Genomic DNA, 23476 nt, shown 5'->3' with positions numbered 1-23476 from the left:
GCCGGTGGTCGGCACCGCCGGCGGGACCGCCGGCACGCCGGTCGGGATCGGGGTCGCCCCCGCGCCGGGCAGGGCGACCGGGACGGCGGCCGGCGGTGGAGCCGGTCGGGCGGGGGTTTCGGCCGCGCGGGGCGTCGCCGGGGACAGCGCCGGTACGGCGGCGATGACGCCGAGGCAGTTCACGAACACTGCCAGGGCCTTGTGGTGTCGTCTCGATGCAGGCATACCAACGAACCTCCGGAACCGAAGCTATGGGCCGGGCCCCGCCGGGCGGGTACGAAGCCGCCATTCCCGCCCCGTCCGGCGCGATCCGGCGTACCCTGTCGCTCTCTCGCCGGTCCCGGCGCCGGCGGGCGGCGAGGGGTGCGGCGCGGGCCGCCCGGGCGCGCTGCCTGCCGGTGTCCGACGGGCGACGCGCGGGCGGGGATAGATTGGCCGGGTGCGTATCGCTCGTTTCGCTCATGCCAAGGGAATGTCGTTCGGGGTCGTCGAGGGCGAGCCGGAGGCCGGGCCGCAGGGCCTGACCATCGCCGAGATCGAGGGCCACCCGTTCGGGCAGATCCAGTTCTCCGGCGCCCGCTGGGCGCTCTCCGACGTCCGGCTGCTGTCGCCGATCCTGCCCAGCAAGGTGGTCTGCGTCGGCCGCAACTACGCCGAGCACGCCGCCGAACACGGCAGCGAGGTGCCGAAGGAGCCGCTGCTCTTCCTCAAGCCGTCCACGTCGGTCATCGGTCCGCGCGACGCGATCCGGCTGCCGATCTTCTCCAAGCAGGTCGAGCACGAGGCGGAACTCGCCGTGGTGATCGGCGCTCCGGGCGCCCGCCGGGCCGACCGGGCCGCCGCCGAGCGGGCCATCTTCGGCTACACCTGCGCCAACGACGTCACCGCGCGGGACCTCCAGCGCTCCGACGGCCAGTGGACCCGCGCCAAGGGCTTCGACTCGTTCTGCCCGATCGGGCCGTGGATCACCACCGGGCTCGACGTGAGCGACCTGGAGATCCGGTGTGAGGTGGGCCGCAACCCGGAGGAGATGGAGGTACGCCAGCTCGGCCGGACCAAGGACATGGTGTTCGACGTACCGGGCCTGGTGTCGTACATCTCGCACGTGATGACGCTGCTGCCCGGCGACGTGGTCCTGACCGGCACGCCGGCGGGGGTTAGTCCGCTCACCGAGGGGGATACGGTCACCGTGCGGATCCAGGGGATCGGGGAGCTCAGCAACCCGGTGGTCCCTGTCGCCTGATTCGCTCCGATGCCTCGTTTCCGCTGGTCAGGTGGGTTTCGAGGGGTTGGATTTGGCCTGTCGGCACCGGGAGGGTAAAGTTCATTCCCGGCGCCGCAAGGGGCCAATGGGGTATGGGGTAATTGGCAGCCCGACTGATTCTGGTTCAGTTAGTCTAGGTTCGAGTCCTGGTACCCCAGCGCAGCCGCGGGTTCGCAAGAGCTCGCGGACGCTGGATTCCGGCAGCTCACGCTGGCGGAGTGCAATGAAGGTTCTGGCCCCGTCGTCTAGCGGCCCAGGACGCCGCCCTCTCAAGGCGGTAGCGCCGGTTCGAATCCGGTCGGGGCTACAGCACCGACAGCCCGTCCCGTTTCCCCGGGGCGGGCTTTCTGCTGTCCGGGCAACGTTTTCCGCGTGCGGTGGGGGTGACCCCCGCGGCGCGGTGCCGGACGCGATGCCGCTAGACTACTGCCACGCCACCCGGCAGGGCGGCGAAGCAGGAAAAGTGCCTGGCCCCGTCGTCTAGCGGCCCAGGACGCCGCCCTCTCAAGGCGGTAGCGCCGGTTCGAATCCGGTCGGGGCTACGTCACCGAACGGCCCGTCTCGCTACGCGAGGCGGGCCGTTCGCATTCCCCGCCCCACCCCGTTGATCATGAAGTTAGCGGCAGTCTGGGAGATCAAAAATGCCGCCAACTTCATGATCAACGCGAGAGGGGGGTGGGGGTGGGTGGGTCAGAGGCCGGAGAGGCGCTGGCCGGCTCGGACGACGGCCATGGCGTGGCGTTCTCCGGGGCGGCGGCCGAGGCGCTCGATCGGGCCGGAGATGCTGATCGCGGCGATCACCCGGCCGGTGCGGTCCCGGATCGGCGCCGAGACGCTCGCCACACCCGCCTCCCGCTCCGCGACGCTCTGGGCCCAGCCGCGCCGCCGTACCTCGGCCAGCGTGCGGCCGGTGAACTTGGAGCGGGGGAGCAGCGGCATGACCGCCTCCGGCGGCTCCCAGGCGAGCAGGATCTGCGCCGCCGACCCGGCGGTCATCGGCAGCACCGAGCCGACCGGGACGGTGTCCCGCAGGCCGCTGGCACGCTCGGCGGCGGCCACGCAGATCCGCTCGTCGGCGCGCCGCAGGTAGAGCTGGGCGCTTTCGCCGGTGGCGTCCCGTAGCGCGGCGAGCAGCGGCTCGGCGGCGGTCAGGAGCACGTCCGGGGCCGCGTTCGCCAGCTCGCCCAGGCGTGGACCCGGGCGCCAGCGCCCCTGGGTGTCCCGGACGAGCATCCGGTGGATCTCCAGCGCCTGTGCCAGCCGGTGCGCGGTGGCCCGGGGCAGCTTGGTGCGTTCAACGAGTTCGGCCAGGCTGGCGCCGTCGACACAGGCGGCCAGGATGACCACCGCCTTGTCGAGAACGCCGACACCGCTCATACTGTGTCCCACAAGCCGAAATTTACCTCCCAGAATTTAGGATGTCCAGATGGTGGGAGTCACTCAACCGAGGACCCTGGCCGAGAAGGTCTGGGACGCACACGTGGTCCGCTCCGCCGACGGCGAGCCGGACCTGCTCTTCATCGACCTGCACCTGCTGCACGAGGTGACCAGCCCGCAGGCGTTCGACGGGCTGCGTCTGGCCGGGCGCGGGGTCCGCCGTACCGACCTGACGATCGCGACGGAGGACCACAACACCCCGACCGGGTACGACGACCCGGCGTTCCGCCTCCGGCGCGGCGACCTGCTCACGATCGCGGACCCCACCTCCCGCACCCAGATCGAGACGCTGCGTCGCAACTGTGCCGAGTTCGGCGTCCGCCTGCACGCGCTGGGCGACGAGAACCAGGGCATCGTGCACGTCATCGGCCCGCAGCTCGGCCTCACCCAGCCCGGCATGACGATCGTGTGCGGCGACTCGCACACCGCCACCCACGGCGCGTTCGGCGCGCTCGCGTTCGGCATCGGCACCAGTGAGGTCGAACACGTGCTGGCCACGCAGACGCTGCCGCAGGCCCGGCCGAAGACCATGGCCGTGAACGTGGTCGGCGAGCTGGCGCCCGGCGTCACCGCCAAGGACCTGGTGCTCGCGCTGATCGCGCAGGTCGGCACCGGCGGCGGTCGCGGTCACATCGTCGAGTACCGGGGCGAGGCGATCCGCGACCTCTCCATGGAGGGGCGGATGACCATCGCCAACATGTCCATCGAGTGGGGCGCCAAGGCCGGCATGATCGCGCCGGACGAGACCACGTTCGCGTACCTGAAGGGGCGGCCCAACGCGCCCCAGGGCGACGCCTGGGACGCGGCGCTGGAGTACTGGCGGACGCTGCCCACCGACGACGGCGCGACGTTCGACACCGAGGTCACGCTCGACGCGAGCCGGATCACGCCGTTCGTCACCTGGGGCACCAACCCCGGGCAGGGTGTGCCGCTGGGCGCGACGGTGCCGGCCCCGGAGGACTTCGTCACCGAGCCGGAGCGGGTCGCCGCCCGGCGCGCGCTGGAGTACATGGACCTCACCCCGGGCACGCCGATGCGTGACCTGGCCGTGGACGTGGTCTTCGTCGGCTCCTGCACCAACGGCCGCCTGGAGGACCTGCGTGCCGCCGCCGACGTGCTGCGCGGGCACCGCGTCGCCGACGGCGTACGCATGCTCGTGGTCCCCGGCTCGGCCGCGGTCCGCGAGGCGGCCGAGATCGAAGGGCTGGACAAGGTCTTCACCGAGGCCGGCGCCGAGTGGCGTTTCGCCGGCTGCTCCATGTGCCTGGGCATGAACCCGGACACGCTGAAGCCGGGTGAGCGTTCCGCCTCGACCTCCAACCGCAACTTCGAGGGCCGCCAGGGCCGGGGCGGGCGTACCCACCTGGTATCCCCGCCGGTCGCCGCCGCCACCGCCGTGGTCGGCCGGCTGGCCGCCCCCGCCGACCTGTAGAAGGGCAGCCGAGAGATGGACAAGTTCACCACCCACACCGGCACCGCCGTGCCGCTGCGCCGATCCAACGTGGACACCGACCAGATCATCCCCGCCGTGTACCTCAAGCGGGTGACCCGGACCGGATTCGCCGACGGTCTGTTCAACGCGTGGCGGGAGGACCCGTCATTCGTCCTCAACGATCCCGTCCATTCGGGTGCGTCGATTCTGATCGCCGGCCCCGAGTTCGGCACCGGATCATCCCGGGAGCACGCCGTCTGGGCGCTGCGGGACTGGGGCTTCCGGGCCGTCATCTCGCCCCGCTTCGGCGACATCTTCCGCGGCAACGCGCTCAAGGAAGGCCTCCTTCCGGTCGAGCTGGAATTGAAAGCCGTGGAAGAACTGTGGGATCTCGTGGAATCCGAGCCGACCACGCCGATCACTGTCGACCTCGCCGCCCGCCAGGTCCACGCCGGTGACGCCACCTGGGCTTTCCCGCTGGACGACCACAGCCGCTGGCGGCTGATGGAGGGCTTGGACGACATTGGACTCACCCTCCGGCACGAGGCGGAGATCGCCTCGTACGAGGCGTCCCGGCCGTCGTTCCTGCCCTCGGTAGCCTGACTCCGGCCCGAATTCGCCCCCACCGGTGCGCCCGGTGGGGGCGAATCCGTTACGACACAAGGGCTTTTTTCCACCGAATGTTTGTGTCCAGGCAGCACAGGGCATAACGTGCGCGCAGAATGGCTCGCGTCGAGTCAGTTGCACAATCGGGAGGAAGTCGTGAACAAGGCCGAGCTCATCGAGGCGCTCGCCGTTCGCCTGGGGGACCGGAAGACGGCGACGGCCGCGCTCGACGCGGTTCTCGCTGAGGTCCAGGCGGCGGTCACCAAGGGCGAGAAGGTGGCGATCACCGGTTTCGGAGCGTTCGAGAAGCGCGTCCGGGGAGCCCGAACAGCGCGCAATCCGCGTACCGGCGAGGCGGTGAAGGTCAAGAAGACCTCCGTCCCGACGTTCCGGGCGGGCGCGGGCTTCAAGGAGATGGTGGCCAGCGGCAAGGTGCCGAAGGACACCGCCGCCGCGAAGAAGACCACCGGCGCCGCGAAGAAGACCACAGCGGCGAAGACCACCGCGGCCGCGAAGAAGACCACGGCGGCGAAGGCCACCAAGACGACCGCTACCAAGAAGGCCGCGCCGGCGAAGAAGGCCGCCGCGACCAAGACCACGGCGGCGAAGAAGACGACCGCGGCGAAGTCCACCGCGGCGAAGAAGACCACCACCGCCAAGAAGACGACCGCGGCGAAGTCCGCCACGGCCAAGAAGACCACGGCGGCCAAGAAGGCGCCCGCGAAGAAGGCACCGGCCAAGAAGGCCGCCACCCGGCGCTGACCGGACGGCCCACGAAAGGGCGCCCACCGTTGCCGGTGGGCGCCCTTTCGCATGGGTACGCCGTTGACCGCCCGCCGTCGCGCCCCGCAGAATCGCCGTGCCGAAAACCCCCGTCGGTCACGAGAAGAGGCGCCCGTGCGGCACCGTCACCTCTCCACCCTCACGCTCGCGCTCGGTATCGCGGTCCTGCTGGACGTGCTGCGGGTCTGGCTCCCGTCGGTCATCACCCTCTTCGGGCGGGCCGCCGAGACACCAGCCGAGCTGCTCGGCGCGTTCGCGCTCGGCTGGTTCCTGCTCGCGCTCGCCGCGCCTGCGCTCGTACGCCGCACCGGCGCCGCCCCGGTCGGACTCGTCGCCGCCGTTGTGCTGGCGGCGGCGCGGCTGGCGCTCACCGCGCAACCCGGTGGTCCGGCCCAGCTCTGGCTGGCCTGCGCCGGGCTGCTCGCCGGCCTGGTCTGGCTCGCCGCCACCGCCGCGTCCGTGCCCCGGCCGGTGACCGGGCTGGCGCTGGGCATGGCCGGGAACGCGGTCGGGCACGCCCTGCTCGGCACCGAGGACCTGGTGTGGCGCGGCGGTGTGCTCGCCTGGAGCCTGAGCACCCTGCTGGTGCCGGCGTTCCTGGCCGCCTCGGTGGCGGTACGGCGGGAGCGGGCGGACACGTCGGCGGCGGGGCCGTCCCCGACGGGCGCGGGCCACGGCACAACCGGGCGGCGTATCCGCGTTCCGGGACGCCGGGCCTGGCTGCTGTGCGGGCCGGCGCTGCTGCTGGCCGGTCAGGTGGCGCTCGCCCCGGCGCTCTGGAGCGCCGCCGCCGGCACCGGATCGCCTGACTTCCCCGGCCTCGCCCGCCCCGGCAGCGGTGCCCTGCCGGGCGCGCTCGCGGTGCTGCTGTTCCTCGCGGCGGCGTTGTTCCGGGCACCGGCGCGCGTGGCGCGGGTGCTGTGGCCACTGGCGTTGCTCGCCGGGTCGGTGCTGTTCGTGACCGGGCATCTCGTTCCGGCGTACCTGCTCACCGCCGCCGGTCTCGGCGGCTGCCTGGCCCTCACCGACACGACCGGCGACGGGCCCGCAGCCGCCGACGACGCGGCCGGGCCGGGCGACGACGGACGGGCGGGGGCGCGACGCGGGCGGGCGGCGGCGCTCGGGATGCTGGTGTTCGCGGTGGCCACGGTGGCCTACTACGCCGCCTACGACCTGGGGTACCCCAACGGCTGGGCGCCGGTCGCCACGGCCGTCCTGGTGGCTCTGGTGGCGGCTACCGCGCCTGTCCGGGCCACCCCGGCATCGTCCGGCGCGGCCTCACCCGGCCCGGTGCTGCCCACCACGGTCCGGGTCACGGTCCTGGCCGGCCTGACCGCACTGGCCGCGCTGGGCGCCGTGCTGCACGTACCGCCCGCACAGGCCCGGGCCACGGCCGCGCCGGCGGCGGTACGGGTGGCCGCGTACAACATCCGGATGGGGTTCGGCCTGGACGGCCGGCTGGACCTCGACGCGCTGGCCCGGGAGCTGCGCGGCGCGGACATCGTGCTGCTCAGCGAGGTGGACCGGGGCTGGTGGCTCAACGGCGGCCACGACACGCTGGCGTTGCTGGCCCGGCGGCTGGAGATGCCGTACGTCTTCGCGCCCGCCGCCGACCCGGTCTGGGGCGACGCGGTGCTCAGCCGGTTCCCGGCGCGCTCCGGGCAGACGCGGCGGCTGACCGCGCACGGCGCGCCGACCGGTGCGCAGGCCCTCGGCGTCACGCTCGACCTCGGTGGTCGCGAGCTGGCAGTCGTGGCCACGCACCTGCAACCGCCGCCCGGCCGGGATCCGGTGGAGCAGGCCCGCGAGGTGGCCGCGTTCGCCGGCCGGTACGCCGCCGGCCGTCCGCTGGTGCTCGGTGGCGACCTGAACACCGAGCCGGCCGACCCGGCGTTCGCCGAGTTCACCGGCGCCGGGCTGGTGGACGCGCTGGCCCCGGCCCGGCCGTTGCGGACCAGCCCGGCCGACGACCCGCGCACCCAGATCGACCACGTCTTCGTCTCCCCGGGCCTGACCGCCACCGAGGTACGCGCGCCGCGTACCGAGGCCAGCGACCACCTCCCGGTGACGCTCACCGTCACGCTGCCCTGAGCCGCCTCACAGCCGGTCCGGGAGGACCAGCCGGTCACCGGCGAACGGCAGCAGCCAGCCACCGCCCTTGGCGGTGGTGAAGTCCTCGTCCACGCGGCCGGTGAGCCGTTCCAGCGCGCCCGGGATCACCTTGCCCTGGCTGCACACCGCCACCGTCCCGGCGGTCTGCGCCAGCGCGACCAGGCGGGCCGCGGCGGCGAGCGCGCACTCCTCGGCCTGCTGGCCCGGCTCCGGCTCGTCGAAGTCGCCGCACACCTCGATCGGCAGGTCCAGCCGGGCCGCGGCCGGACTCAGCGTCTGCACGCAGCGGCGCGCCGAGGCGGAGCACAGGCGGGCCGGGCGGACCAGGGCCACGAGCGGCACCAGCGCCAGCGCCTGGGCCTGCCCGTCGTCGTCCAGCGGGCGCCCGTGGTCCGGGCCGGTCCAGGTGCCGCGCTTGCCGGCGCTGGCATGCCGCACCAGCAGCACGGTCGCGGTGACCGGCGGAAGCGCCGCGAACGCGGCGATCACCTCGGCGTCGTGCGGGTAGCTGACCCGGCGTACCGCGTCGTCGACCGGGAACCAGGCCACGTCGTCGACCTCGGTGCCGGGCTGGAAGCCGCCGGCGCCGGCCGCCCGCATGGACCAGTAGTCGACCGCCTTGGCGTGACCCTCGCTGCGGTAGCGGACGGTGGGCAGGCGCACCTGCGGCACCGCGCGTACGTCGGTCTCCTCGGCGACCTCACGGACGGCGGCGACCAGCGGATGCTCGCCGCGGTCCAGCTTGCCCTTCGGCAACGACCAGTCGCCGTACCGGGGGCGGTGCACGAGGCAGACCTCGACGCCGGCCGGGCCCGGGCGCCACACCACGCCGCCCGCGGCCCGGATCCGTACCGGCTCGTCGTCGCTCACCCGCTCACCGTATGCCCGCCCGGCACGCGCCACGGCCCGCTCAGTCCGCCCGGCCGCCGACCCGGCGCAGCAACAGGTCCTGCAGGTGGGTCAGCGGCGTGTCGCCGTCGCCGGTACGCCGGTGCCAGGTGCCGTCGGCGGCCAGCTCGAACGCGTCCACGTCGGGGTCGAACGCGGCGGTGAGGACGTGGTCCAGCTCGGCGCGGGCCACCGGATCGCTCACCTGCACCAGCGCCTCGACCCGGCGGTCCAGGTTGCGGTGCATCAGGTCGGCCGAGCCCATCCAGAACTCGGCGTCGCCGTTGTTGCCGAACCGGAAGATCCGGGAGTGCTCCAGGAACCGGCCGAGAATCGAGCGGACCCGGATGTTCTCCGACAGCCCCGGCACGCCCGGCCGCAGCGTGCACATGCCCCGGATCAGCAGGTCCACGTGCACGCCGGCCCGCGACGCCCGGTAGAGCGCGTCGGTGATCTCCTCGTCCACCAGGGAGTTCACCTTGAACTGCACCAGCCCCGGCATGCCCAGCCGGACGTGCTCGATCTCCCTGTCGATGCGCTCGATCAGGCCGCTGCGGATGCCCTGCGGCGCCACCAGCAGCCGCCGGTACGCGGTCTGCCGGCTGTAGCCGGTGAGCACGTTGAACAGGTCGGTCAGGTCGGCGCCGATCTCCGGGTCGGCGGTGAGCATGCCGAAGTCCTCGTAGAGCCTTGCCGTCTTCGGGTGGTAGTTGCCGGTGCCGATGTGGCAGTACCGGCGGATCTGGTTGCCCTCCTGGCGTACGACGAGCGCGGTCTTGCAGTGCGTCTTGAGGCCCACCAGGCCGTACACCACGTGGCAGCCGGCCCGTTCCAGCGTGCGCGCCCAGCCGATGTTCGCCACCTCGTCGAAGCGCGCCTTCAGCTCCACCAGCACCACCACCTGCTTGCCGGCGGCGGCCGCGTCGACCAGCGCGTCCACGATCGGGGAGTCGCCGCTGGTGCGGTAGAGCGTCTGCTTGATGGCGAGCACGTTCGGGTCGGCCGCGGCCTGCTCGACGAAGCGCTGCACGCTGGTGGCGAACGAGTGGTACGGGTGGTGCACCAGCACGTCGCCGTCGCGCAGCGTGGCGAAGACGCTGCGCGGCACCTCGCCCTCGGCCAGGCGCGGATGGGTGGCCGGCACGAACGACGGGTCCTTCAGGTCGGGCCGGTCCGCCTCGCCGTAGACCTGCCACAGCGCGGACAGGTCGAGCAGCCCGCGTACCCGCAGCACGTCGTGGTCGTCCATGTCCAGCTCGCGGACGAGCAGCTCCAGCATGTGGTCGGAGATGGACGCGGCCACCTCCAGGCGTACCGGCGGACCGAACCGGCGCCGGGCCAGTTCCCGTTCCAGCGCCTGGAGCAGGTCCTCGTCGCGGTCCTCGTCCACCTCGACCTCGGCGTTGCGGGTCACCCGGAACAGGTGGCACTCGACCACCTGCATGCCGGAGAAGAGCTGGCCGAGGTGCACCGAGATGAGGTCCTCCACCGGCAGGAACCGCACGCCCGGCTGCTCCCGGTGGACCCGGACGAACCGGGGCACGTTGTTCGGCACCTTGACCCGGGCGAACAGCTCCGAGCCGCCGTCCGGGTCGCGTACCGAGACGGCCAGGTTCAGCGACCGGCCGGAGATGTACGGGAACGGGTGCGCCGGGTCGACCGCCAGCGGGGTGAGCACCGGGAAGATGTGCTCCCGGAACCAGGTGCGCAGCCGCTCCCGCTCGGCGTCGTCCAGGTCGCTCCAGCGCAGGATGCGGATGTCCTCGGCGGCGAGCTTCGGCAGCACGTCGTCGACCAGGCAGGCGGCGTGCCGGGCGACCAGGCCGGCGGCCTTCTCGGTGACGAGTTCGAGCTGGGTGCGCAGCGGCAGCCGGTCGCCGCCGCGCACCGGCAGGCCGGCGGAGAGGCGGCGCTTCAACCCGGCCACCCGGACCATGTAGAACTCGTCCAGGTTGCTGGCGAAGATGGCCAGGAACTTCGCCCGTTCCAGCAGCGGGGTGCGCGGGTCCTCGGCGAGCGCCAGCACCCGGGCGTTGAAGTCGAGCCAGGACAGCTCCCGGTTGAGGAAGCGGTCCTCCGGCAGCGGCTGCGCCGGTGGCGACCCGGCGTCCGGGCCGGTCTCGTCCGGGCCCTCGACCGGGTCGAGCGGCTCGTCCAGCCCGGTGGCGCCGGCCGCGTCCGGGTCGGCGCCGAGGCGCTCCTCCGGGGGCCGGGGCTGGCGGAACCGCCCGTCCGGGCCGCGGCTGGGGCGGCCGTTGCGGGGCGGGCCGGGGTCGAGGATCGGCGGCGGGCCGTCGGGGTGCTCGCGAGGGGTGCTCACCACCTCATGATTCCCCGATAAGGGTGAACGGAAAATGAACTCCGGCCAGGTTGTTCACGCCATGGTCGGCAAGGTCACCCGGACGACCTCGCCGTCGGCGTCCCGCTCGATCCGGACACGCTGCCCCAATCGGAGCAGCCGCAGCCCGGAGGCGTCGAACGCGCGGGCCGGGAACGCCAGCTCGGTGCCGTCGTCGAGCAGCAGCACGCCGCTGCGGGTCGACGCGTCGTAGGTGGCCACCGTGCCCTGCATGCCAGCACCGTACCGGACTTCGGCCCCGGCCAGCAGCGCCGCCGTGCGTGGCCCCAGACCCAGCCCGGCGGCGGCGGCCAGGTCCGCCGGGGTGTCCACGTCCCGGCGCAGGCTGGGCCAGTCACCGGCCAGCGGCAGCGCCCCGCTCGCCGCGTGGGCGGCGGCCGAGCCGGGCCCGAACCGTGGCGCCAGCGGCACCCCGGCCGGCGCGGCCAGCAGCACGGTGCCACCGCCGGGTGCGTCCGCGACGTACCCGCGTATCACCCTGGTAGCCCGCAGAGAGGCGCCAACTCGCCGGGTTCAAGCGCGGGCAAGGTCGGCGGTCAGGCCGGCCACGGCGGCGCGCGGTTGGAGACAGCCGCGCCGTGCCGGAACGCCGCGTTCAACCCGGCGCCCGGATCGGCGCGACCCGGGCGCCCGCCGCGTCCGCCGCGCGCGCACCCGCGCGTCGTCGGTCACCACGAGCACCCCGGCGACCGCCGGGCACGCCCGCGCCGCGCGCAGCGTGTCGGCCGCCAGGGCCAGCGCCAGCTCCTCATGGGGTACGCCGGGCAGCGCGCCCCGCAGCCGGCTCTTCGCCGCTCCCAGGCGCTTCACCGGCATCACCACGGTCCAGCGGGCCTCAGACACGCCGACCATCCTGCCAGCGGGAGCGCCGGTACCCGCACTGGCCGCAGCGGGGGCGAACAGGCATGATTCTGTGCCGGGGCGCGTGGGCGGATCGAGGAGGCACTGTGGCACGGCGGAGGCTGGGGTTCTGGCGACGGCTCGCCGTGGTGCTGGTGAAGCCGCTGATGACGGTCTGGACCCGGCGCACCTGGCGGGGCATGGAGCACCTGCGCGGCGACGGCGGCGTGATCCTCGTGCCGAACCACATCTCGCACGCCGACCCGCTCGTGGTCGCCCACTACATCTACGACGCCGGGCGCTGGCCGCGTTTCCTCGGCAAGGCCAGCGTGTTCCGGGTGCCGGTGGTCGGCGCGATCCTGCACCGCTGCCAGCAGATCCCTGTCGAACGGGGCACCGTCGAGGCGGTCAAGTCGCTGGACAAGCTGGTCGCCGCGCTGGCCGAGGGGGGCGCCGTGGTGATCTACCCGGAGGGCACCACCACCCGGGAGCCGGACCTGTGGCCGATGAAGGGCAAGACCGGCGCGGCCCGGCTGGCGCTCGCGACCGGCGCCCCGGTGGTCCCGATCGCCATGGTCGGCCCGGAGCGGATGTTCGACCCGCGTACGGCGCGGTTCGGACTGCGCCCGCGTACCCCGGTGACGGTGGTCGCCGGCCCGCCGGTGGACCTGAGCCCCTGGGCCGGCGCCACGCCGACCCGGCCGATCCTGGAGGAGATGACGGACACCATCATGCTGCGCATCCGGGATCTGGTCGCGGAGATCCGTGGCGGCACACCACCGCCGCTCTGGCAGCGGCCCGCCCGCACCGGCATCCGGGAGGCCGGCGAATGAGCGGGCACGTGGCGGTGCTGGGCGCCGGGTCCTGGGGGACCGCGTTCGCCAAGATCCTCGCCGACGCCGGGCGGGACGTCACAGTGCTGGCCCGCCGCGCCGCCGTGGCCGAGGCGATCCGGACGGGCCGGGAGAACCCGGAGTACCTGCCGGGCGTGCGCCTGCCGGAGCGGGTGACCGCCACCGGCGACGCCGCCGAGGCGATCGAGGGCGCCGAGGTGGTGGTGCTCTCGGTGCCGTCGCAGACGCTGCGCGGCAACCTCGCCGACTGGACGCCGTACGTGGCGCCGGACGCCACGCTCGTGTCGCTGATGAAGGGCATCGAGCTGGGCACCACCAAGCGGATGAGCCAGGTGATCATGGAGACCGCCGGGGTGCCCGCCGACCGGGTGGTGGTCGTCTCCGGGCCCAACCTGGCCCCGGAGATCGCCGCCGAGCAGCCGGCCGCGACGGTGGTCGCCGGCACCGACAGCCGGCGTACCGCGCTGGTGCAGGCGTCCATCCGGACCCCGTACTTCCGCCCGTACACGAACGACGACGTGATCGGCTGCGAGCTGGGCGGCGCGGTGAAGAACGTGATCGCGCTGGCGTACGGCATCGCCACCGCGATGGGCTTCGGCGACAACACCCGGGCCATGCTGATGACCCGGGGGCTGGCCGAGACCGCCCGGCTGGGCGTGGCGCTCGGCGCCGACCCGATCACGTTCGCCGGGCTGGCCGGCATGGGCGACCTGGTCGCCTCCTGCTCGTCCCCGATGGCCCGTAACCGCACCTTCGGCGAGCACCTCGGCCGGGGGGAGTCGCTGGAGCAGGCCCAGGCGGCCACCCGGCAGACCGCCGAGGGCGTCAAGAGCTGCCTGGCCATCCGCGACCTGGCCCGCGCGCACGGGGTCGAGATGCCGATCACCGAGCAGATCGAGCGGATCTGCCACGAGGGGATGGACCCGCGCCTCGCGGTGGACGCGCTGATGAGCCGTACCGCCAAGCCGGAGTCGTACGAGTGAGCGGAGCCGGGATGAGTGGCGAGAACTGGGGCGACGGCACGCGCAGCGTCCACGCCGGACTGCCGGAGGCGGTACCCGGGCAGCCGTTCCTGCCCGGCCCGGTCTTCGCCGCGCCGTACCACCTCGACCCGGAGCGCGGCCCGTCGGCGGCGGCGGACGGGTACGGGCGGCCGGACAACCCGACCCGGCGACTGCTGGAGACGGCGATCGGCGAGCTGGAGGGCGCCGACTGCCGCGTCTTCGCCAGCGGCCAGGCCGCCATCACCGGGCTGCTGCTGACGGTGCTGCGACCCGGCGACACCGTGCTGCTGCCCGCCGACGGCTACTACTCGGTGCGCTCGTTCGCCTCGGGCACGCTGGAGCAGCTCGGCGTACGGGTGACGCTGGTGCCGACCGCCGGGCCGTACCCGTCGTTCGACGGCGTGCGGCTGGTGCTGCTGGAGACCCCGGCGAACCCCGGCCTGGACGTCGTCGACGTGCGGGCGGTGGCCGCCGCCGCGCACGCCGCCGGGGCGCTGGTGGCGGTGGACAACACCACCGCGACGCCGCTCGGGCAGCGCCCGCTGGACCTCGGCGCGGACGTGGTGGTCGCCTCCGGCACCAAGGCGCTGACCGGCCACTCGGATCTGCTGCTGGGCTATCTGGCCACCCGCGACGCCGGGCTGCGGGACGCGGCGACCACCTGGCGCAACGCCACCGGTGGGGTGCCCGGCGCGTTCGACTGCTGGCTGGCCCACCGCTCGCTGGCCACGCTGGACCTGCGGCTGGCCCGGCAGACCGCCAACGCGCGGGCGCTGGCCGACCTGCTCGCGGCCCGGCCGGACGTGACCGGGGTGCGCTGGCCCGGACGGCCGGACGACCCGGCGTACCCGGTCGCGTCGGCACAGATGCGGCGCGTGCCGGGCGTGGTCTCGTTCGACCTGGGCGACGAGGGCCGGGTGGCCCGGTTCCTCGGCGCCTCCCGGCTGGTGGCCGCCGCCACCTCGTTCGGCGGGCTGCACAGCACCGCCGACCGGCGCGCCCAGTGGGGCGACGCCACGCCGCCCGGCTTCGTGCGGTTCTCCTGCGGCATCGAGGACACCGCCGATCTGCTCGCCGACGTGGCGGCCGCGCTGGACGCGGCGGGCTGACGGCGCGACGCCCGCTGGGCTATCGTGACGGGCAGCCACGGCCCGTGCGGCCCCGACCCGAGGAGGTGAGTCCGATCCCCCAGCAGAGGACCGGCGTTCCCTCCGAGTCCGCGTCGCCCAGGAGCTGAGGCGACGCCGGGAGCGCCGACGAGCGCTTCCCGAAAGGCCTGCCATGGCATCCACCGTTTTCACTCCCGACCGTCCGGCCCTCGTCCGCCGGCTGCGCGCCGCCGGTTGCGTCTTCGCCGAGGACGAGGCGGAACTGCTGATCGCCGCCGCCGACTCGGCGCAGGCGTTGACCCGGCTGGTCGACCGTCGCGTCGCCGGCCTGCCGCTGGAACATCTGCTCGGCTGGGCCGAGTTCTGCGGCCGGCGGATCGCCGTCCACCCGGGTGTGTTCGTGCCGCGCGGCCGGACCGCCCTGCTCGTCGACGCCGCGACGGCGCTGGCCGGGCCGGCCCCTGCGGTGCTCGACCTGTGCTGCGGCTCCGGCGCCGCCGCCGTGGTGCTGCACGAGCGGCTGACGCCGCGCTGGCTGGCCGCCGCCGACATCGACCCGGTGGCGGTGGCCTGCGCCCGGCGCAACCTCGAACCGCTGGGCGTCCCGGTCTACGAGGGCGACCTGTTCGACGCGCTACCGGCCGGCCGGCGCGGGACGCTGGACCTGGTGGTGGCGAACGCGCCGTACGTGCCGACCGCCGCGGTGACCTCGCTGCCGGCCGAGGCGCGCCTGTACGAGGCGCCGGTGGCGCTGGACGGCGGCACGGACGGTCTGGCCGTGCTGCGCCGGGTCGCCTCCGGTGCGGCCGAGTGGCTCGCCCCGGGCGGGCATGTGGTGGTCGAGGTGAGCGTCGCGCAGGCCCCGGAGTTGTGCGCCGTGTTCACCGCCGCCGGGCTGGAGCCGGCGGTGGTCCGCGACGAGGAACGCGAGGCGACAGCGGTGACCGCCCGCCGTCCCGGCTGACCGCGGCGGGGGAGCCCCGGCTGATCGCGGTGGGGGAGTCCCGCCGGGGGGCGTGGCGGGTGGGCCGGAGGGGAACTAGCCTCGGGTCAGGCGCGGCGGGAGGCGGTGGCGGTGGGCAGCGCAGGTGTGCCGGTGGTGGTGGGGCTCGACAACGGGGGCACGAGCGACAACGCCACTGTGCTGACCGTCGACGGCCGGTTCCTGGTGGACGGGCTGCTGGAGATCCCGAGTGACGTGGGCGCCGGGCCGGAGGCGGCGGTGGAGGCGCTGGCGCGGGCGTTCGACGGCGTGCTCGCCCACACCGGCGTGCCCCGCGACCTGGTACGCGCGGTCGGGCTGGACACGCCCGGCCCGGCCAGCGCCACCGGGGTCATCTCCTCGCGGGGCTCCACCAACTTCTCCCAGCCGGCCTGGCGCGGCTTCGACGTGCGTACCGCGCTGGAGCGGCGGCTCGGCCTGCCGGTGGTGTACGCCAACGACGGCAACGCCGCCGCGCTCTACGCCCACCATGTGCACTTCGGCGCGGACGCGATGGCCCGGTCCTCGGTGGCCGCGATCGTCGGCACCGGGCTCGGCGGGGGTGTGGTGGAGTCCGGGCGGGTGGTCGGCGGCGCGGCCGGCATGGCCGGCGAGTTCGGGCACGTGCACATCCCGCTGGACGGCCTGGTCGAGCCGGACCAGGCGGCGCCGGTCTGCGCGTGCGGCTTCACCGGTGACGCGGAGAGCGTCGCCTCGCTGACCGCGATCCGGCGCAACCTGCTGCCGTACTGGCTGGCCCGGCATCCGGAGCATCCGCTGGCCGCGGAGGAGCCGGACCGGGCCGCGAAGCTGCTGCGCGGCTACGGCGAGCGGGGCGACCCGCTGGCCCGCCAGGTTTTCGGCCAGCAGGCGCGGGCGCTGGGGCGGCTGTTCACCATCGCGGCCAACTTCACCGACCCGCACGCGTACTTCGTCGGCGGGGGCGTGGTGGAGGCGGCGCCGGAGTTCCGGGACTGGTTCCTCGCCGCTGTCGCCGAGCACACGGTGCTCCGTGCGGAGCAGCGGGCGGTGGCCACCTTCGCCCTGGTGCCGGATCGGGACATGGCCGGGGCGCGTGGGGTGGCCATCGCCGCGCTGGAGGCGGTGCGTGCCGCCGCCGTGGCCGCGCCGTTGCGGCCGGGCGGCGCGTCCGCCTGAGGAGCCGCGGTCAGGGGCGCGGCGGCGCCGCGGTGAACGCGGCCCAGGCGTGCGGCCGGAACACCAGCACCGGGCCGGCCGGGTCCTTGGAGTCGCGGACCGCCACCGAGCCGGGCAGCGGCGCCATCTCCACGCATGCGCCCTCGTCGCCGCTGTGACTGCTCTTGCGCCAGCCGGCCGGTGTCGGGCGCGGACGGTTCGTGCCGTTCATCTGGGTCACCTCTCGTTCAGCAGGCGGAGCAACTGGTCCCGACTGGCCGCCGGGCTCAGCGCCACGGTCCGCAGGTGCTCCATGATCTTGGTGCAGGTACGCAGGTCGCCCGGCCGGTCGAGGATCATCTGCCCGGCGACGGTCTCCACCGAGGCGATGATCGGGTCCTCCGGGTCGGCGAACTCCAGCATGTGCAGCGAGCCCCGGGTGCCGCGGTGGTAACCGGCGGCCAGGGGGATCACCTGCACCGTGATGTTCGGCAGTTCGGCCATCTTCACCAGGTGCTGGAGCTGGGCGGACATGACCGAGGGCCCACCGACCGGGCGCAGCAGCGCGCCCTCGTCGATGATGGCGTCGAGGATCGGCGGCTCGTCCCCGGAGAGCCGCTGCTGGCGGTCCAGCCGTAGCTGCACCCGCTGCTCGACCTGCTCGTCGCTGAGGGTGTGCGGGCCGCCGCGCATCACGCCGCGGATGTAGTCGGCGGTCTGCAGCAGACCGGGCACCACCGACGGCTCGAAGTTCGCGATGCCGGTGGCCTCGGCCTCCAGCGCGATGAAGTCGATGGTGCGGCGGTCCAGCAGGTACGAGTAGGACACCCACCAGCCGGGCTTGCGGGCGTCCTTCGCGAGCTCCACGGCCGCGGCGATCTCGTCCGGGCCCACGCCGTAGCTGGTCAGCAACGCGCGCACGGTGGCGGGACTGATCAGCGTCTGCGCGTTCTCGTAGCGGGACAGCGTGCTCCGGGTGCTGTTGATCTCGTCGGCCGCGGACTCCAGGGTGAGGCCGGCGGCCTCCCGGTGGGTCCGCAGTGCGATGCCGAGCCGTCGGGCCCGGGCGGTCTTCGGCGCCATGCATCGATGGTCGCACATCTGGTGGGAAAATGTGCGTGAGAGAAAGTCGATGAGAGTTGCATTCACGCCCGTGAACCTGTCAATCTGTGACGGCGTCCTCACCGCCGGTTGTCGTGGCGACGGTGGCGGTGAGCGACCGGAGGGGATGGGGCGCGCGGTGGTCGGATTTCTACTCCCCCACGATCCGGCCGCCGCGTGCCCCTGCCGGTCCACGAGATGGGGAGGGGTTCCGCGATGACGGTGACGGCCTGCCGCCTGCGGAGCGGAGGTGGCCGGGAATGACCCGGTTCCTCGTGGTCCTCACCGACGTGCGACCCCCGGACGGCGCCGGGCGCGACGAGCGGACCAGCCCCGAACGCCGACGGCAGGTCGTCGGCGCGAACAGCCGGGAGGCGGCCGACCGGATCGCCGGCGCGTTCATGGCGCTGGGCATGGTGCGGGCCGGCCGGCAGCGCGTCAAGGTGATCGCGGTCGGTCGCCGGCCCCGGCACCCGGCCTTCTGAGCCGCAGCCACCCTCGTATGGTTACTCCCTGTATATGTCACCTTGACCGTTTGCCACGTGGCTCCGCGTCTCCCCGGGTATCGACCACCCCCGCCGACAACGCACAGTAAGGTCAATCGGGTGAGCGCCACCGGCGAGCACGGCCAGCCGCAGTCGCGACGATGAGGTGACCATGACCACCCCAGGCAAGACCCGTGTGGCGATCGTCTTCGGTGGCCGCAGCCCCGAGCACGGCATCTCCTGCGTCAGCGCCGGCAGCGTGCTGGCCGCGCTCGACCCGGACGAGTTCGAGGTGGTGCCGGTCGGCATCACCCGGCAGGGCCAGTGGGTGCTCGCCGACGGCGAACCGAGCCGGCTCGCCATCACCGACCGGAAACTCCCGGAGATCACCGCCGGGTCCGGCGCCGAGCTGGTGCTGCGCGCCGACCCGGCCGCGGGCGGCCTGATGGTGCTCGACCCGGCCCAGGGGCCGGTCGCGCTCGCCGACGTGGACGTGGTCTTCCCGGTGCTCCACGGCGCGTACGGCGAGGACGGCACGATCCAGGGAATGCTGGAGATGGCCGACATCCCCTACGTCGGCGCGAACGTGTTCGCCTCCGCCGCGGCCATGGACAAGGAGTTCACCAAGAAGCTCTGCGCCGCCGAGGGCATCCCGGTCGGCCCGTACGCGGTGCTGCGCGCCGGGATGTCGCTGAGCGAGGAGGACAAGGAGCGCCTCGGGCTGCCCGTCTTCGTCAAGCCGTCCCGGGCCGGCTCCTCGTTCGGCATCACCAAGGTCGACGACTGGGCGGACCTGGACGCCGCGCTCGTCACCGCCCGGGAGATCGACAGCAAGGTGCTCGTCGAGGGCGCCGTGGTCGGCCGCGAGATCGAGTGCGGTGTGCTGGAGGGCGAGGCCGGCGGCGCGCCGGAGGCCTCGGTGCTCGCCGAGGTGCGGATGATCGGCGACCGCGACTGGTACGACTTCGAGGCCAAGTACATCTTCGCCGACGAGGTCTGCGAGTACGACGTACCGGCCGACCTGCCCGAGCCGGTCGCGCGGCAGGTGCGCGACTACGCCACCCGGGCCTTCACCGCGCTCGACTGCTCCGGCCTGGCCCGGGTCGACTTCTTCGTCACCCCGCAGATGGACGTCTACCTCAACGAGATCAACACGATGCCGGGCTTCACCCCGACGTCGATGTTCCCGCGGATGTGGTCGGCCAGCGGGCTGGAGTACCCGAAGCTGGTCAACCGGCTGATCCGTACCGCCCTGCACCGCCGCGCCGGCCGCTGAACCGGCCGGCCGGGCGTCAGGCGGAGCAGCCCGAGGGGGCCTGCTTCGCCGAGGGCACGGAGCTGACGATGGTGTCGGAGATCGTCGTCACCCACTGCAGCGGCGGCTCGTACGACTTCGGCACCCGCACCCGGATCGGGGTCTCCCGGTCGACGGTGGTCAGCACCGTGGCGTCGGCCTCCTCGGCCGCGTGCCAGCAGACCTTGTTCACCGTCCACACCTCGTCGGTGGGCGGGAACTGCGCCGGGCTGCCGCCGCAGGCCACCGTCAGCGCCGGGTCGCCGTACGCGGCGTTCTGCTCCGGGCCCGCGGTGACCGGACGCTGCGGCAGGTCACGCACGCTGTCCGGAAGCTGCGACATCAGGGCACGGCAGAGTACGGTCGGCCGCTCGGCCAGCGCCGGGGCGGCCATCTCGACCGGCGCGCTCGACTGTGCCCGGGGGCTCGCCGACGCGCTCGGCCCGGCGTCCGGCGACTCCGGGGCCAGCTTGGCGAACGTGAACCCGGCCACCGCCACCGTCACCGGCACGGCGACCAGAGTCGCCCAGAGCGCGGCGCGGCGGGTGGAGCGGTCCGGGCGCGGGGAAGTCTTCTCGTCCACTTACAGCCGCACCACCGAACACGTGAGGGTGCGGGTGATGCCGGGCACCATCTGCACCTTGCTGACAATGAGTTTGCCGAGCTCGTCGACGGTGTTCGCCTCGGTGAGCACCACCACGTCGTACGGCCCGGTGACGGCGTCGACCCGTACCACGCCGGCCAGGTCCGCGATCAGACCGGCCACGTCACGCGCCCGGCCGACCTCGGTCTGGATGAGGATGTACGCCTGTACCACGACTCGACCTCCGTCCGTCGCCTCCGGGCGACCCGAAGGGTGAAACTACCGTACTGAGCGGCAGTGATCCCTATCGGTTGCCGGTCGTACGCGGTGAGCGAGCACACGCCGGCGCGGACAGGGGTGGAACGTGCGCAACGACGCAGCGGATCGAGGGGACGGCATGACGGTCACGGATGTCGGCGAGTTCGGGCTGATCGACCGGGTGACCGCCCGGCTGGCACAGGGACAGAGCTGCCTGCTCGGCCCCGGCGACGACGGCGCGGTGGTGGCGGCGCCGGACCGGCGGGTGGTCGCATCGACCGACGTGCTGGTGGAGGGACGGCACTTCCGGCGCGACTGGTCGGCGGCGCGGGACGTGGGACACCGCGCGGCGGCGGCCAACCTCGCCGACATCGCCGCCATGGGCGCCACCCCGACCGCGCTGCTCGTCGCGCTCTGCATGCCGGCCGAGCTGGACCCGGCCTGGGCCGAGGAGCTGGCCGACGGGCTGGGCGCGGAGGCGGCGCTCGTCGGCGCGAGCGTGGTCGGCGGGGACATGTCGGCCAGCCCGACGCTCACCATCGCGGTGACCGCGCTCGGCGACCTGGCCGGGCGGCCACCGGTGGTCCGCTCCGGCGCCCGGCCCGGCGACGTGGTGGCGCTGGCCGGGCGCACCGGCTGGGCGGCGGCGGGCTACACCGTGCTGTCCCGGGGCTTCCGCACGCCCCGGCTGCTGGTCGAGGCGTTCCGCCGCCCGGAGGTGCCGTACGCGGCCGGACCGGCCGCCGCCGCGGCCGGCGCCACCGCCATGATCGACGTGTCGGACGGGCTGCTGGCCGACCTCGGGCACGTGGCCGCCGCCAGCGGCGTGGCCGTCGACCTGAGCCGGGAGGCGTTCGAGGTGCCCCGGCAGATGCGCGACGCGGCGGCGGCGCTCGGCGTCGACCCGTACACCTGGATCCTGGCCGGCGGCGACGACCACGCCCTGGCGGCGACTTTCCCGCCCGACGCCGCGCTGCCCGACGGCTGGCGGCCGGTCGGGCGGGTGGCGGCCGGCGCCGGCGTCACCGTCGACGGCGCCGGGTACGACGGCCCGCGCGGCTGGGACCACTTCCGCCGAACGGCGGAGTGATCTGCGTCCGACCCCCGGCCGCCCGGCCGGGCGGGGGTCGGAGGCGGTCGTAACCTGGCACGGTGAGCGAGATCGAGATCCGGGAGCGGCGCTTCGACGCGCCCGAGTCGCAGGCGCTGATCCGGGCGGCGCTGGCCGACCTCGGCGCCCGTTACGGCGGCAGCGGCGACGACACCCCTGTCGACGCGGCCGAGTTCACCCCGCCGGACGGCGCGTTCCTCGTCGCCTACCTCGACGGGCGTCCGGTGGGCTGCGGCGGCTGGCGCAGCCACGGCGAGGACGGCGACACGGCCGAGTTGAAGCGGATGTACACCGACCCGGCGGCCCGGGGCCGGGGCGTGGCCCGTGCGGTGCTCGGCGCGGTCGAGCGCTCCGCCCGTGACCACGGCCGCAAACGGATCGTGCTGGAGTGCGGCGACAAGCAGCCCGAGGCGATCGCCATGTACACCTCGTCCGGCTACGAGCGGATCCCGAACTTCGGCTACTACAAGGACGCCCCGGGCTGCCTGTCCTACGGCCGCACGCTCTAGCCGACGGTGATGCGGATCTCGTTCGCGGCGCGGCGCGCGGCACTGGCCGCCTCGTCCGGGGTCGCGCCCCAGGCCATCAGGTGCCCGCTGCGGTGCGCCGAGGAGAGCAGTTCCGGCACGGTCTGACCGACCTTCGTCTCGACCTGCACGTCGAGCACGCCCGGCACGCGCAGCGCGTCGCGCTTGCCGTCGACGGCGGTGACCTGTCCGGGCGGCGCGATCAGGAACTCGATGGCCGCCGCGCCGGTCGGCCGCGCCGGCAACGCCGGCCGTTCGCCGCGCAGCACCCGCAGGTACGCCTCGATGACGTCGCGCTCGTAGGCGATCGAGATCAGCGCGGTGATCATGTCGCCGGGCATCCGGGCCGCGCACTCCACCAGCGTCGGCACGCCGTCGACGAGGATCCACTCGCTGTGCAGCATGCCGCTGCGGAAGCCGGCCGCCTCGGCGAGGCGTACCGCGGCGGCGCGCAGCGCGTCGTGCTCGGTGGCGGGCAGCGCGGACGGCACGGTGTGGCCGGTCTCGACCGGGTACCGGCCACCGGCGATCCGCTTGTCGGTGACGTTAGCGAAGATCACCTCGCCGTCGGCGACCAGCAGCTCGACGCTGTGCTCGGAGCCGACCAGCAGCTCCTCCACCAGCACGCCGGTGGGCAGGCCGCGCTCGGTGGCCTCGGCCGGGTCCGGCGGCGCGGCGCTCGCCGCCCAGCGGGCGGGCACCTCGGCCGGGTCGGTGATCAGCTGCACGCCCAGGCTGCCGGAACGGCGGGTGGGCTTGAGCACGCACCGGCCGCCGTGCGCCCGTGCGAACTCCACCGCCCGCGCCGGGTCGTCGACCAGCTCGTAGACGGGGTTGGCCAGTCCGATCCGGTCGGCGAGCAGCCGCATCCGGTGCTTGTCGGAGAAGATGTCAGCGGCCTCCGCCCCGGCGCCGGGCAACCCGAGCCGCTCGGCGAGCCGGGCGGCGGCGCCGACCGCGTACTCCAGGCCGGGCAGGACCAGCCGGGCGTCGGCCAGGGCGGGCTCGCGGGCGAGCAGGGCGTCGGCGTCGAAGCCGGTCTGGTACTCGGCCTCGACCAGTCGCCCGATCATCGGCAGCCGCTCGGCGAACCGGGCCAGGTCGCGGCGGGCGATCACGTCCGGCTCCTCGACCAGTACCACGGTGCCGGCCGGCAGTTGCTGGTCGAACCAGCTCAGTGAGCCGAACGACGCGCCCACCACCACCAGTTGCTCGCGACCCAGATCGAGGTCCACCGGTCACCCTCCCCACGGCTCGCGCCGGAACCGGACGGCCGGCGCAGCAGCACCCTAACCGGCCCGTACCAGCCG

At 74.0% G+C, this 23476-nt stretch carries 23 protein-coding genes, 3 tRNA genes and 2 pseudogenes; 17 read left to right on the top strand and 11 right to left on the bottom strand.

The annotated features are described in order from the left end of the window. Window positions 1–225, bottom strand: a pseudogene (locus MCBG_RS34050) (hypothetical protein); the annotation flags it as partial. Window positions 226–439: 214 nt separating this feature from the next. Here MCBG_RS34050 and MCBG_RS13495 point away from each other — a divergent pair. The 4 genes from MCBG_RS13495 to MCBG_RS13480 all read left to right on the top strand — a co-directional run bounded on the left by MCBG_RS13495 (window position 440) and on the right by MCBG_RS13480 (window position 1806). Further along, entirely contained in the window at window positions 440–1243 is an 804-nt protein-coding gene (locus MCBG_RS13495; RefSeq protein WP_013284528.1) for a fumarylacetoacetate hydrolase family protein, read from the top strand. Between the two features lie 107 nt (window positions 1244–1350). Further along, window positions 1351–1422, top strand: a tRNA-Gln gene (locus MCBG_RS13490). Window positions 1423–1498: 76 nt separating this feature from the next. Beyond that, window positions 1499–1571, top strand: a tRNA-Glu gene (locus tag MCBG_RS13485). A 162-nt stretch (window positions 1572–1733) separates the two neighbouring features. After that, window positions 1734–1806 (top strand) — tRNA-Glu (locus tag MCBG_RS13480). Window positions 1807–1954: 148 nt separating this feature from the next. Here the strand turns inward: MCBG_RS13480 and MCBG_RS13475 are convergent. Next, complete coding sequence (locus MCBG_RS13475) at window positions 1955–2641, bottom strand: IclR family transcriptional regulator (protein ID WP_013284529.1); 687 nt, start codon at window positions 2639–2641, stop codon at window positions 1955–1957. 49 nt (window positions 2642–2690) lie between these two features. On the opposite strand from MCBG_RS13475, the gene leuC reads away from it, so the two are divergent. The 4 genes from leuC to MCBG_RS34920 all read left to right on the top strand — a co-directional run bounded on the left by leuC (window position 2691) and on the right by MCBG_RS34920 (window position 7613). Further along, entirely contained in the window at window positions 2691–4133 is a 1443-nt protein-coding gene (gene leuC / locus MCBG_RS13470; RefSeq protein WP_043325966.1) for a 3-isopropylmalate dehydratase large subunit, read from the top strand. Between the two features lie 15 nt (window positions 4134–4148). Then, window positions 4149–4736, top strand: coding sequence for a 3-isopropylmalate dehydratase small subunit (gene leuD, locus MCBG_RS13465; RefSeq protein ID WP_043325965.1), 588 nt, complete (start codon window positions 4149–4151; stop codon window positions 4734–4736). 159 nt (window positions 4737–4895) lie between these two features. Further along, window positions 4896–5501 carry an HU family DNA-binding protein gene (locus MCBG_RS13460; RefSeq protein ID WP_030270029.1) on the top strand — a complete coding sequence of 202 codons (606 nt, stop codon included), beginning with the start codon at window positions 4896–4898 and terminating at the stop codon, window positions 5499–5501. Between the two features lie 135 nt (window positions 5502–5636). After that, window positions 5637–7613 carry an endonuclease/exonuclease/phosphatase family protein gene (locus MCBG_RS34920; RefSeq protein ID WP_043325962.1) on the top strand — a complete coding sequence of 659 codons (1977 nt, stop codon included), beginning with the start codon at window positions 5637–5639 and terminating at the stop codon, window positions 7611–7613. Between the two features lie 6 nt (window positions 7614–7619). Here MCBG_RS34920 and MCBG_RS13450 read toward each other — a convergent pair whose 3' ends face one another. The 4 genes and pseudogenes from MCBG_RS13450 to cofC all read right to left on the bottom strand — a co-directional run. Then, window positions 7620–8537, bottom strand: a complete 918-nt coding sequence (locus tag MCBG_RS13450; protein ID WP_051611205.1) for an NUDIX hydrolase — start codon at window positions 8535–8537, stop codon at window positions 7620–7622. A 7-nt stretch (window positions 8538–8544) separates the two neighbouring features. After that, window positions 8545–10842 carry an RNA degradosome polyphosphate kinase gene (locus MCBG_RS13445; RefSeq protein ID WP_369799305.1) on the bottom strand — a complete coding sequence of 766 codons (2298 nt, stop codon included), beginning with the start codon at window positions 10840–10842 and terminating at the stop codon, window positions 8545–8547. Window positions 10843–10896: 54 nt separating this feature from the next. Continuing rightward, window positions 10897–11094 carry a cold-shock protein gene (locus tag MCBG_RS13440; RefSeq protein WP_043330566.1) on the bottom strand — a complete coding sequence of 66 codons (198 nt, stop codon included), beginning with the start codon at window positions 11092–11094 and terminating at the stop codon, window positions 10897–10899. A 21-nt stretch (window positions 11095–11115) separates the two neighbouring features. Next, window positions 11116–11733 (bottom strand): annotated as a pseudogene (gene cofC, locus MCBG_RS35200) (2-phospho-L-lactate guanylyltransferase); the annotation flags it as partial. 95 nt (window positions 11734–11828) lie between these two features. On the opposite strand from cofC, the gene MCBG_RS13430 reads away from it, so the two are divergent. From MCBG_RS13430 to MCBG_RS13410, 5 genes are all read left to right on the top strand, one after another. Then, window positions 11829–12554 carry a lysophospholipid acyltransferase family protein gene (locus MCBG_RS13430; protein ID WP_043325959.1) on the top strand — a complete coding sequence of 242 codons (726 nt, stop codon included), beginning with the start codon at window positions 11829–11831 and terminating at the stop codon, window positions 12552–12554. Then, entirely contained in the window at window positions 12551–13558 is a 1008-nt protein-coding gene (locus MCBG_RS13425; protein WP_030500847.1) for an NAD(P)H-dependent glycerol-3-phosphate dehydrogenase, read from the top strand. Before MCBG_RS13430 ends, MCBG_RS13425 begins: the two co-directional genes overlap by 4 nt. A gap of 11 nt (window positions 13559–13569) precedes the next feature. Continuing rightward, the gene (locus MCBG_RS13420; RefSeq protein WP_043325958.1) at window positions 13570–14688 is read left to right on the top strand and encodes a cystathionine gamma-lyase; all 1119 of its coding nucleotides are present in this window, start codon (window positions 13570–13572) and stop codon (window positions 14686–14688) included. 172 nt (window positions 14689–14860) lie between these two features. Next, window positions 14861–15652, top strand: coding sequence for a putative protein N(5)-glutamine methyltransferase (locus MCBG_RS13415; RefSeq protein WP_043325957.1), 792 nt, complete (start codon window positions 14861–14863; stop codon window positions 15650–15652). Between the two features lie 111 nt (window positions 15653–15763). Next, a complete protein-coding gene (locus MCBG_RS13410; RefSeq protein WP_043330564.1) occupies window positions 15764–16828 on the top strand; it encodes an ROK family protein in 1065 nt (354 codons plus the stop codon). Window positions 16829–16838: 10 nt separating this feature from the next. Here MCBG_RS13410 and MCBG_RS13405 read toward each other — a convergent pair whose 3' ends face one another. Together MCBG_RS13405 and MCBG_RS13400 are read right to left on the bottom strand one after the other, a co-directional pair. Further along, window positions 16839–17039 carry a DUF397 domain-containing protein gene (locus tag MCBG_RS13405; RefSeq protein ID WP_043330563.1) on the bottom strand — a complete coding sequence of 67 codons (201 nt, stop codon included), beginning with the start codon at window positions 17037–17039 and terminating at the stop codon, window positions 16839–16841. Between the two features lie 5 nt (window positions 17040–17044). Further along, on the bottom strand, window positions 17045–17890 hold the full coding sequence (locus tag MCBG_RS13400) for a helix-turn-helix domain-containing protein (protein ID WP_043325956.1): 846 nt from the start codon (window positions 17888–17890) through the stop codon (window positions 17045–17047). 278 nt (window positions 17891–18168) lie between these two features. Between MCBG_RS13400 and MCBG_RS13395 the strand changes: the two genes are divergently transcribed. Both MCBG_RS13395 and MCBG_RS13390 read left to right on the top strand, forming a co-directional pair. Further along, window positions 18169–18393: a hypothetical protein gene (locus MCBG_RS13395; protein ID WP_043325954.1), complete on the top strand. Its 225-nt coding sequence runs from the start codon at window positions 18169–18171 to the stop codon at window positions 18391–18393. A 172-nt stretch (window positions 18394–18565) separates the two neighbouring features. Continuing rightward, window positions 18566–19669: a D-alanine--D-alanine ligase family protein gene (locus MCBG_RS13390; RefSeq protein ID WP_043325953.1), complete on the top strand. Its 1104-nt coding sequence runs from the start codon at window positions 18566–18568 to the stop codon at window positions 19667–19669. 16 nt (window positions 19670–19685) lie between these two features. Here the strand turns inward: MCBG_RS13390 and MCBG_RS13385 are convergent, their stop codons facing one another. Together MCBG_RS13385 and MCBG_RS13380 are read right to left on the bottom strand one after the other, a co-directional pair. Then, complete coding sequence (locus MCBG_RS13385) at window positions 19686–20270, bottom strand: DUF3515 family protein (protein WP_043325952.1); 585 nt, start codon at window positions 20268–20270, stop codon at window positions 19686–19688. Then, window positions 20271–20504, bottom strand: a complete 234-nt coding sequence (locus MCBG_RS13380) for an Lrp/AsnC ligand binding domain-containing protein (RefSeq protein ID WP_013284547.1) — start codon at window positions 20502–20504, stop codon at window positions 20271–20273. It abuts the gene before it with no gap. A 163-nt stretch (window positions 20505–20667) separates the two neighbouring features. Here MCBG_RS13380 and MCBG_RS13375 point away from each other — a divergent pair, with 163 nt between their 5' ends. Beyond that, window positions 20668–21618, top strand: coding sequence for a thiamine-phosphate kinase (locus tag MCBG_RS13375; protein WP_043325951.1), 951 nt, complete (start codon window positions 20668–20670; stop codon window positions 21616–21618). Window positions 21619–21680: 62 nt separating this feature from the next. Continuing rightward, window positions 21681–22148, top strand: coding sequence for a GNAT family N-acetyltransferase (locus MCBG_RS13370; protein ID WP_043325950.1), 468 nt, complete (start codon window positions 21681–21683; stop codon window positions 22146–22148). On the opposite strand, the gene MCBG_RS13365 is transcribed toward MCBG_RS13370, so the two are convergent. Next, on the bottom strand, window positions 22145–23401 hold the full coding sequence (locus MCBG_RS13365) for an ATP-grasp domain-containing protein (RefSeq protein WP_043325949.1): 1257 nt from the start codon (window positions 23399–23401) through the stop codon (window positions 22145–22147). The genes MCBG_RS13370 and MCBG_RS13365 overlap by 4 nt on opposite strands. Window positions 23402–23476 lie beyond the last annotated feature (75 nt).

Origin of the sequence: Micromonospora sp. M42, assembly GCF_000568915.1 — a bacterium.
In the GTDB taxonomy this organism is placed as follows: domain Bacteria; phylum Actinomycetota; class Actinomycetes; order Mycobacteriales; family Micromonosporaceae; genus Micromonospora; species Micromonospora chalcea.
This window is presented reverse-complemented; position numbering and strand designations above follow the sequence as displayed.

Coding starts and splice junctions, on each gene's coding strand:
- leuC (WP_043325966.1), top strand. CDS start 2,691: ATGGTGGGAGTCACTCAACCGAGGACCCTGGCCGAGAAGGTCTGGGAC.
- MCBG_RS13420 (WP_043325958.1), top strand. CDS start 13,570: ATGAGTGGCGAGAACTGGGGCGACGGCACGCGCAGCGTCCACGCCGGA.
- MCBG_RS13475 (WP_013284529.1), bottom strand. CDS start 2,641: ATGAGCGGTGTCGGCGTTCTCGACAAGGCGGTGGTCATCCTGGCCGCC.
- MCBG_RS13405 (WP_043330563.1), bottom strand. CDS start 17,039: ATGAACGGCACGAACCGTCCGCGCCCGACACCGGCCGGCTGGCGCAAG.
- MCBG_RS13415 (WP_043325957.1), top strand. CDS start 14,861: ATGGCATCCACCGTTTTCACTCCCGACCGTCCGGCCCTCGTCCGCCGG.
- leuD (WP_043325965.1), top strand. CDS start 4,149: ATGGACAAGTTCACCACCCACACCGGCACCGCCGTGCCGCTGCGCCGA.
- MCBG_RS13400 (WP_043325956.1), bottom strand. CDS start 17,890: ATGGCGCCGAAGACCGCCCGGGCCCGACGGCTCGGCATCGCACTGCGG.
- MCBG_RS13395 (WP_043325954.1), top strand. CDS start 18,169: ATGACCCGGTTCCTCGTGGTCCTCACCGACGTGCGACCCCCGGACGGC.
- MCBG_RS13440 (WP_043330566.1), bottom strand. CDS start 11,094: ATGCAGGGCACGGTGGCCACCTACGACGCGTCGACCCGCAGCGGCGTG.
- MCBG_RS13425 (WP_030500847.1), top strand. CDS start 12,551: ATGAGCGGGCACGTGGCGGTGCTGGGCGCCGGGTCCTGGGGGACCGCG.
- MCBG_RS13390 (WP_043325953.1), top strand. CDS start 18,566: ATGACCACCCCAGGCAAGACCCGTGTGGCGATCGTCTTCGGTGGCCGC.
- MCBG_RS13375 (WP_043325951.1), top strand. CDS start 20,668: ATGACGGTCACGGATGTCGGCGAGTTCGGGCTGATCGACCGGGTGACC.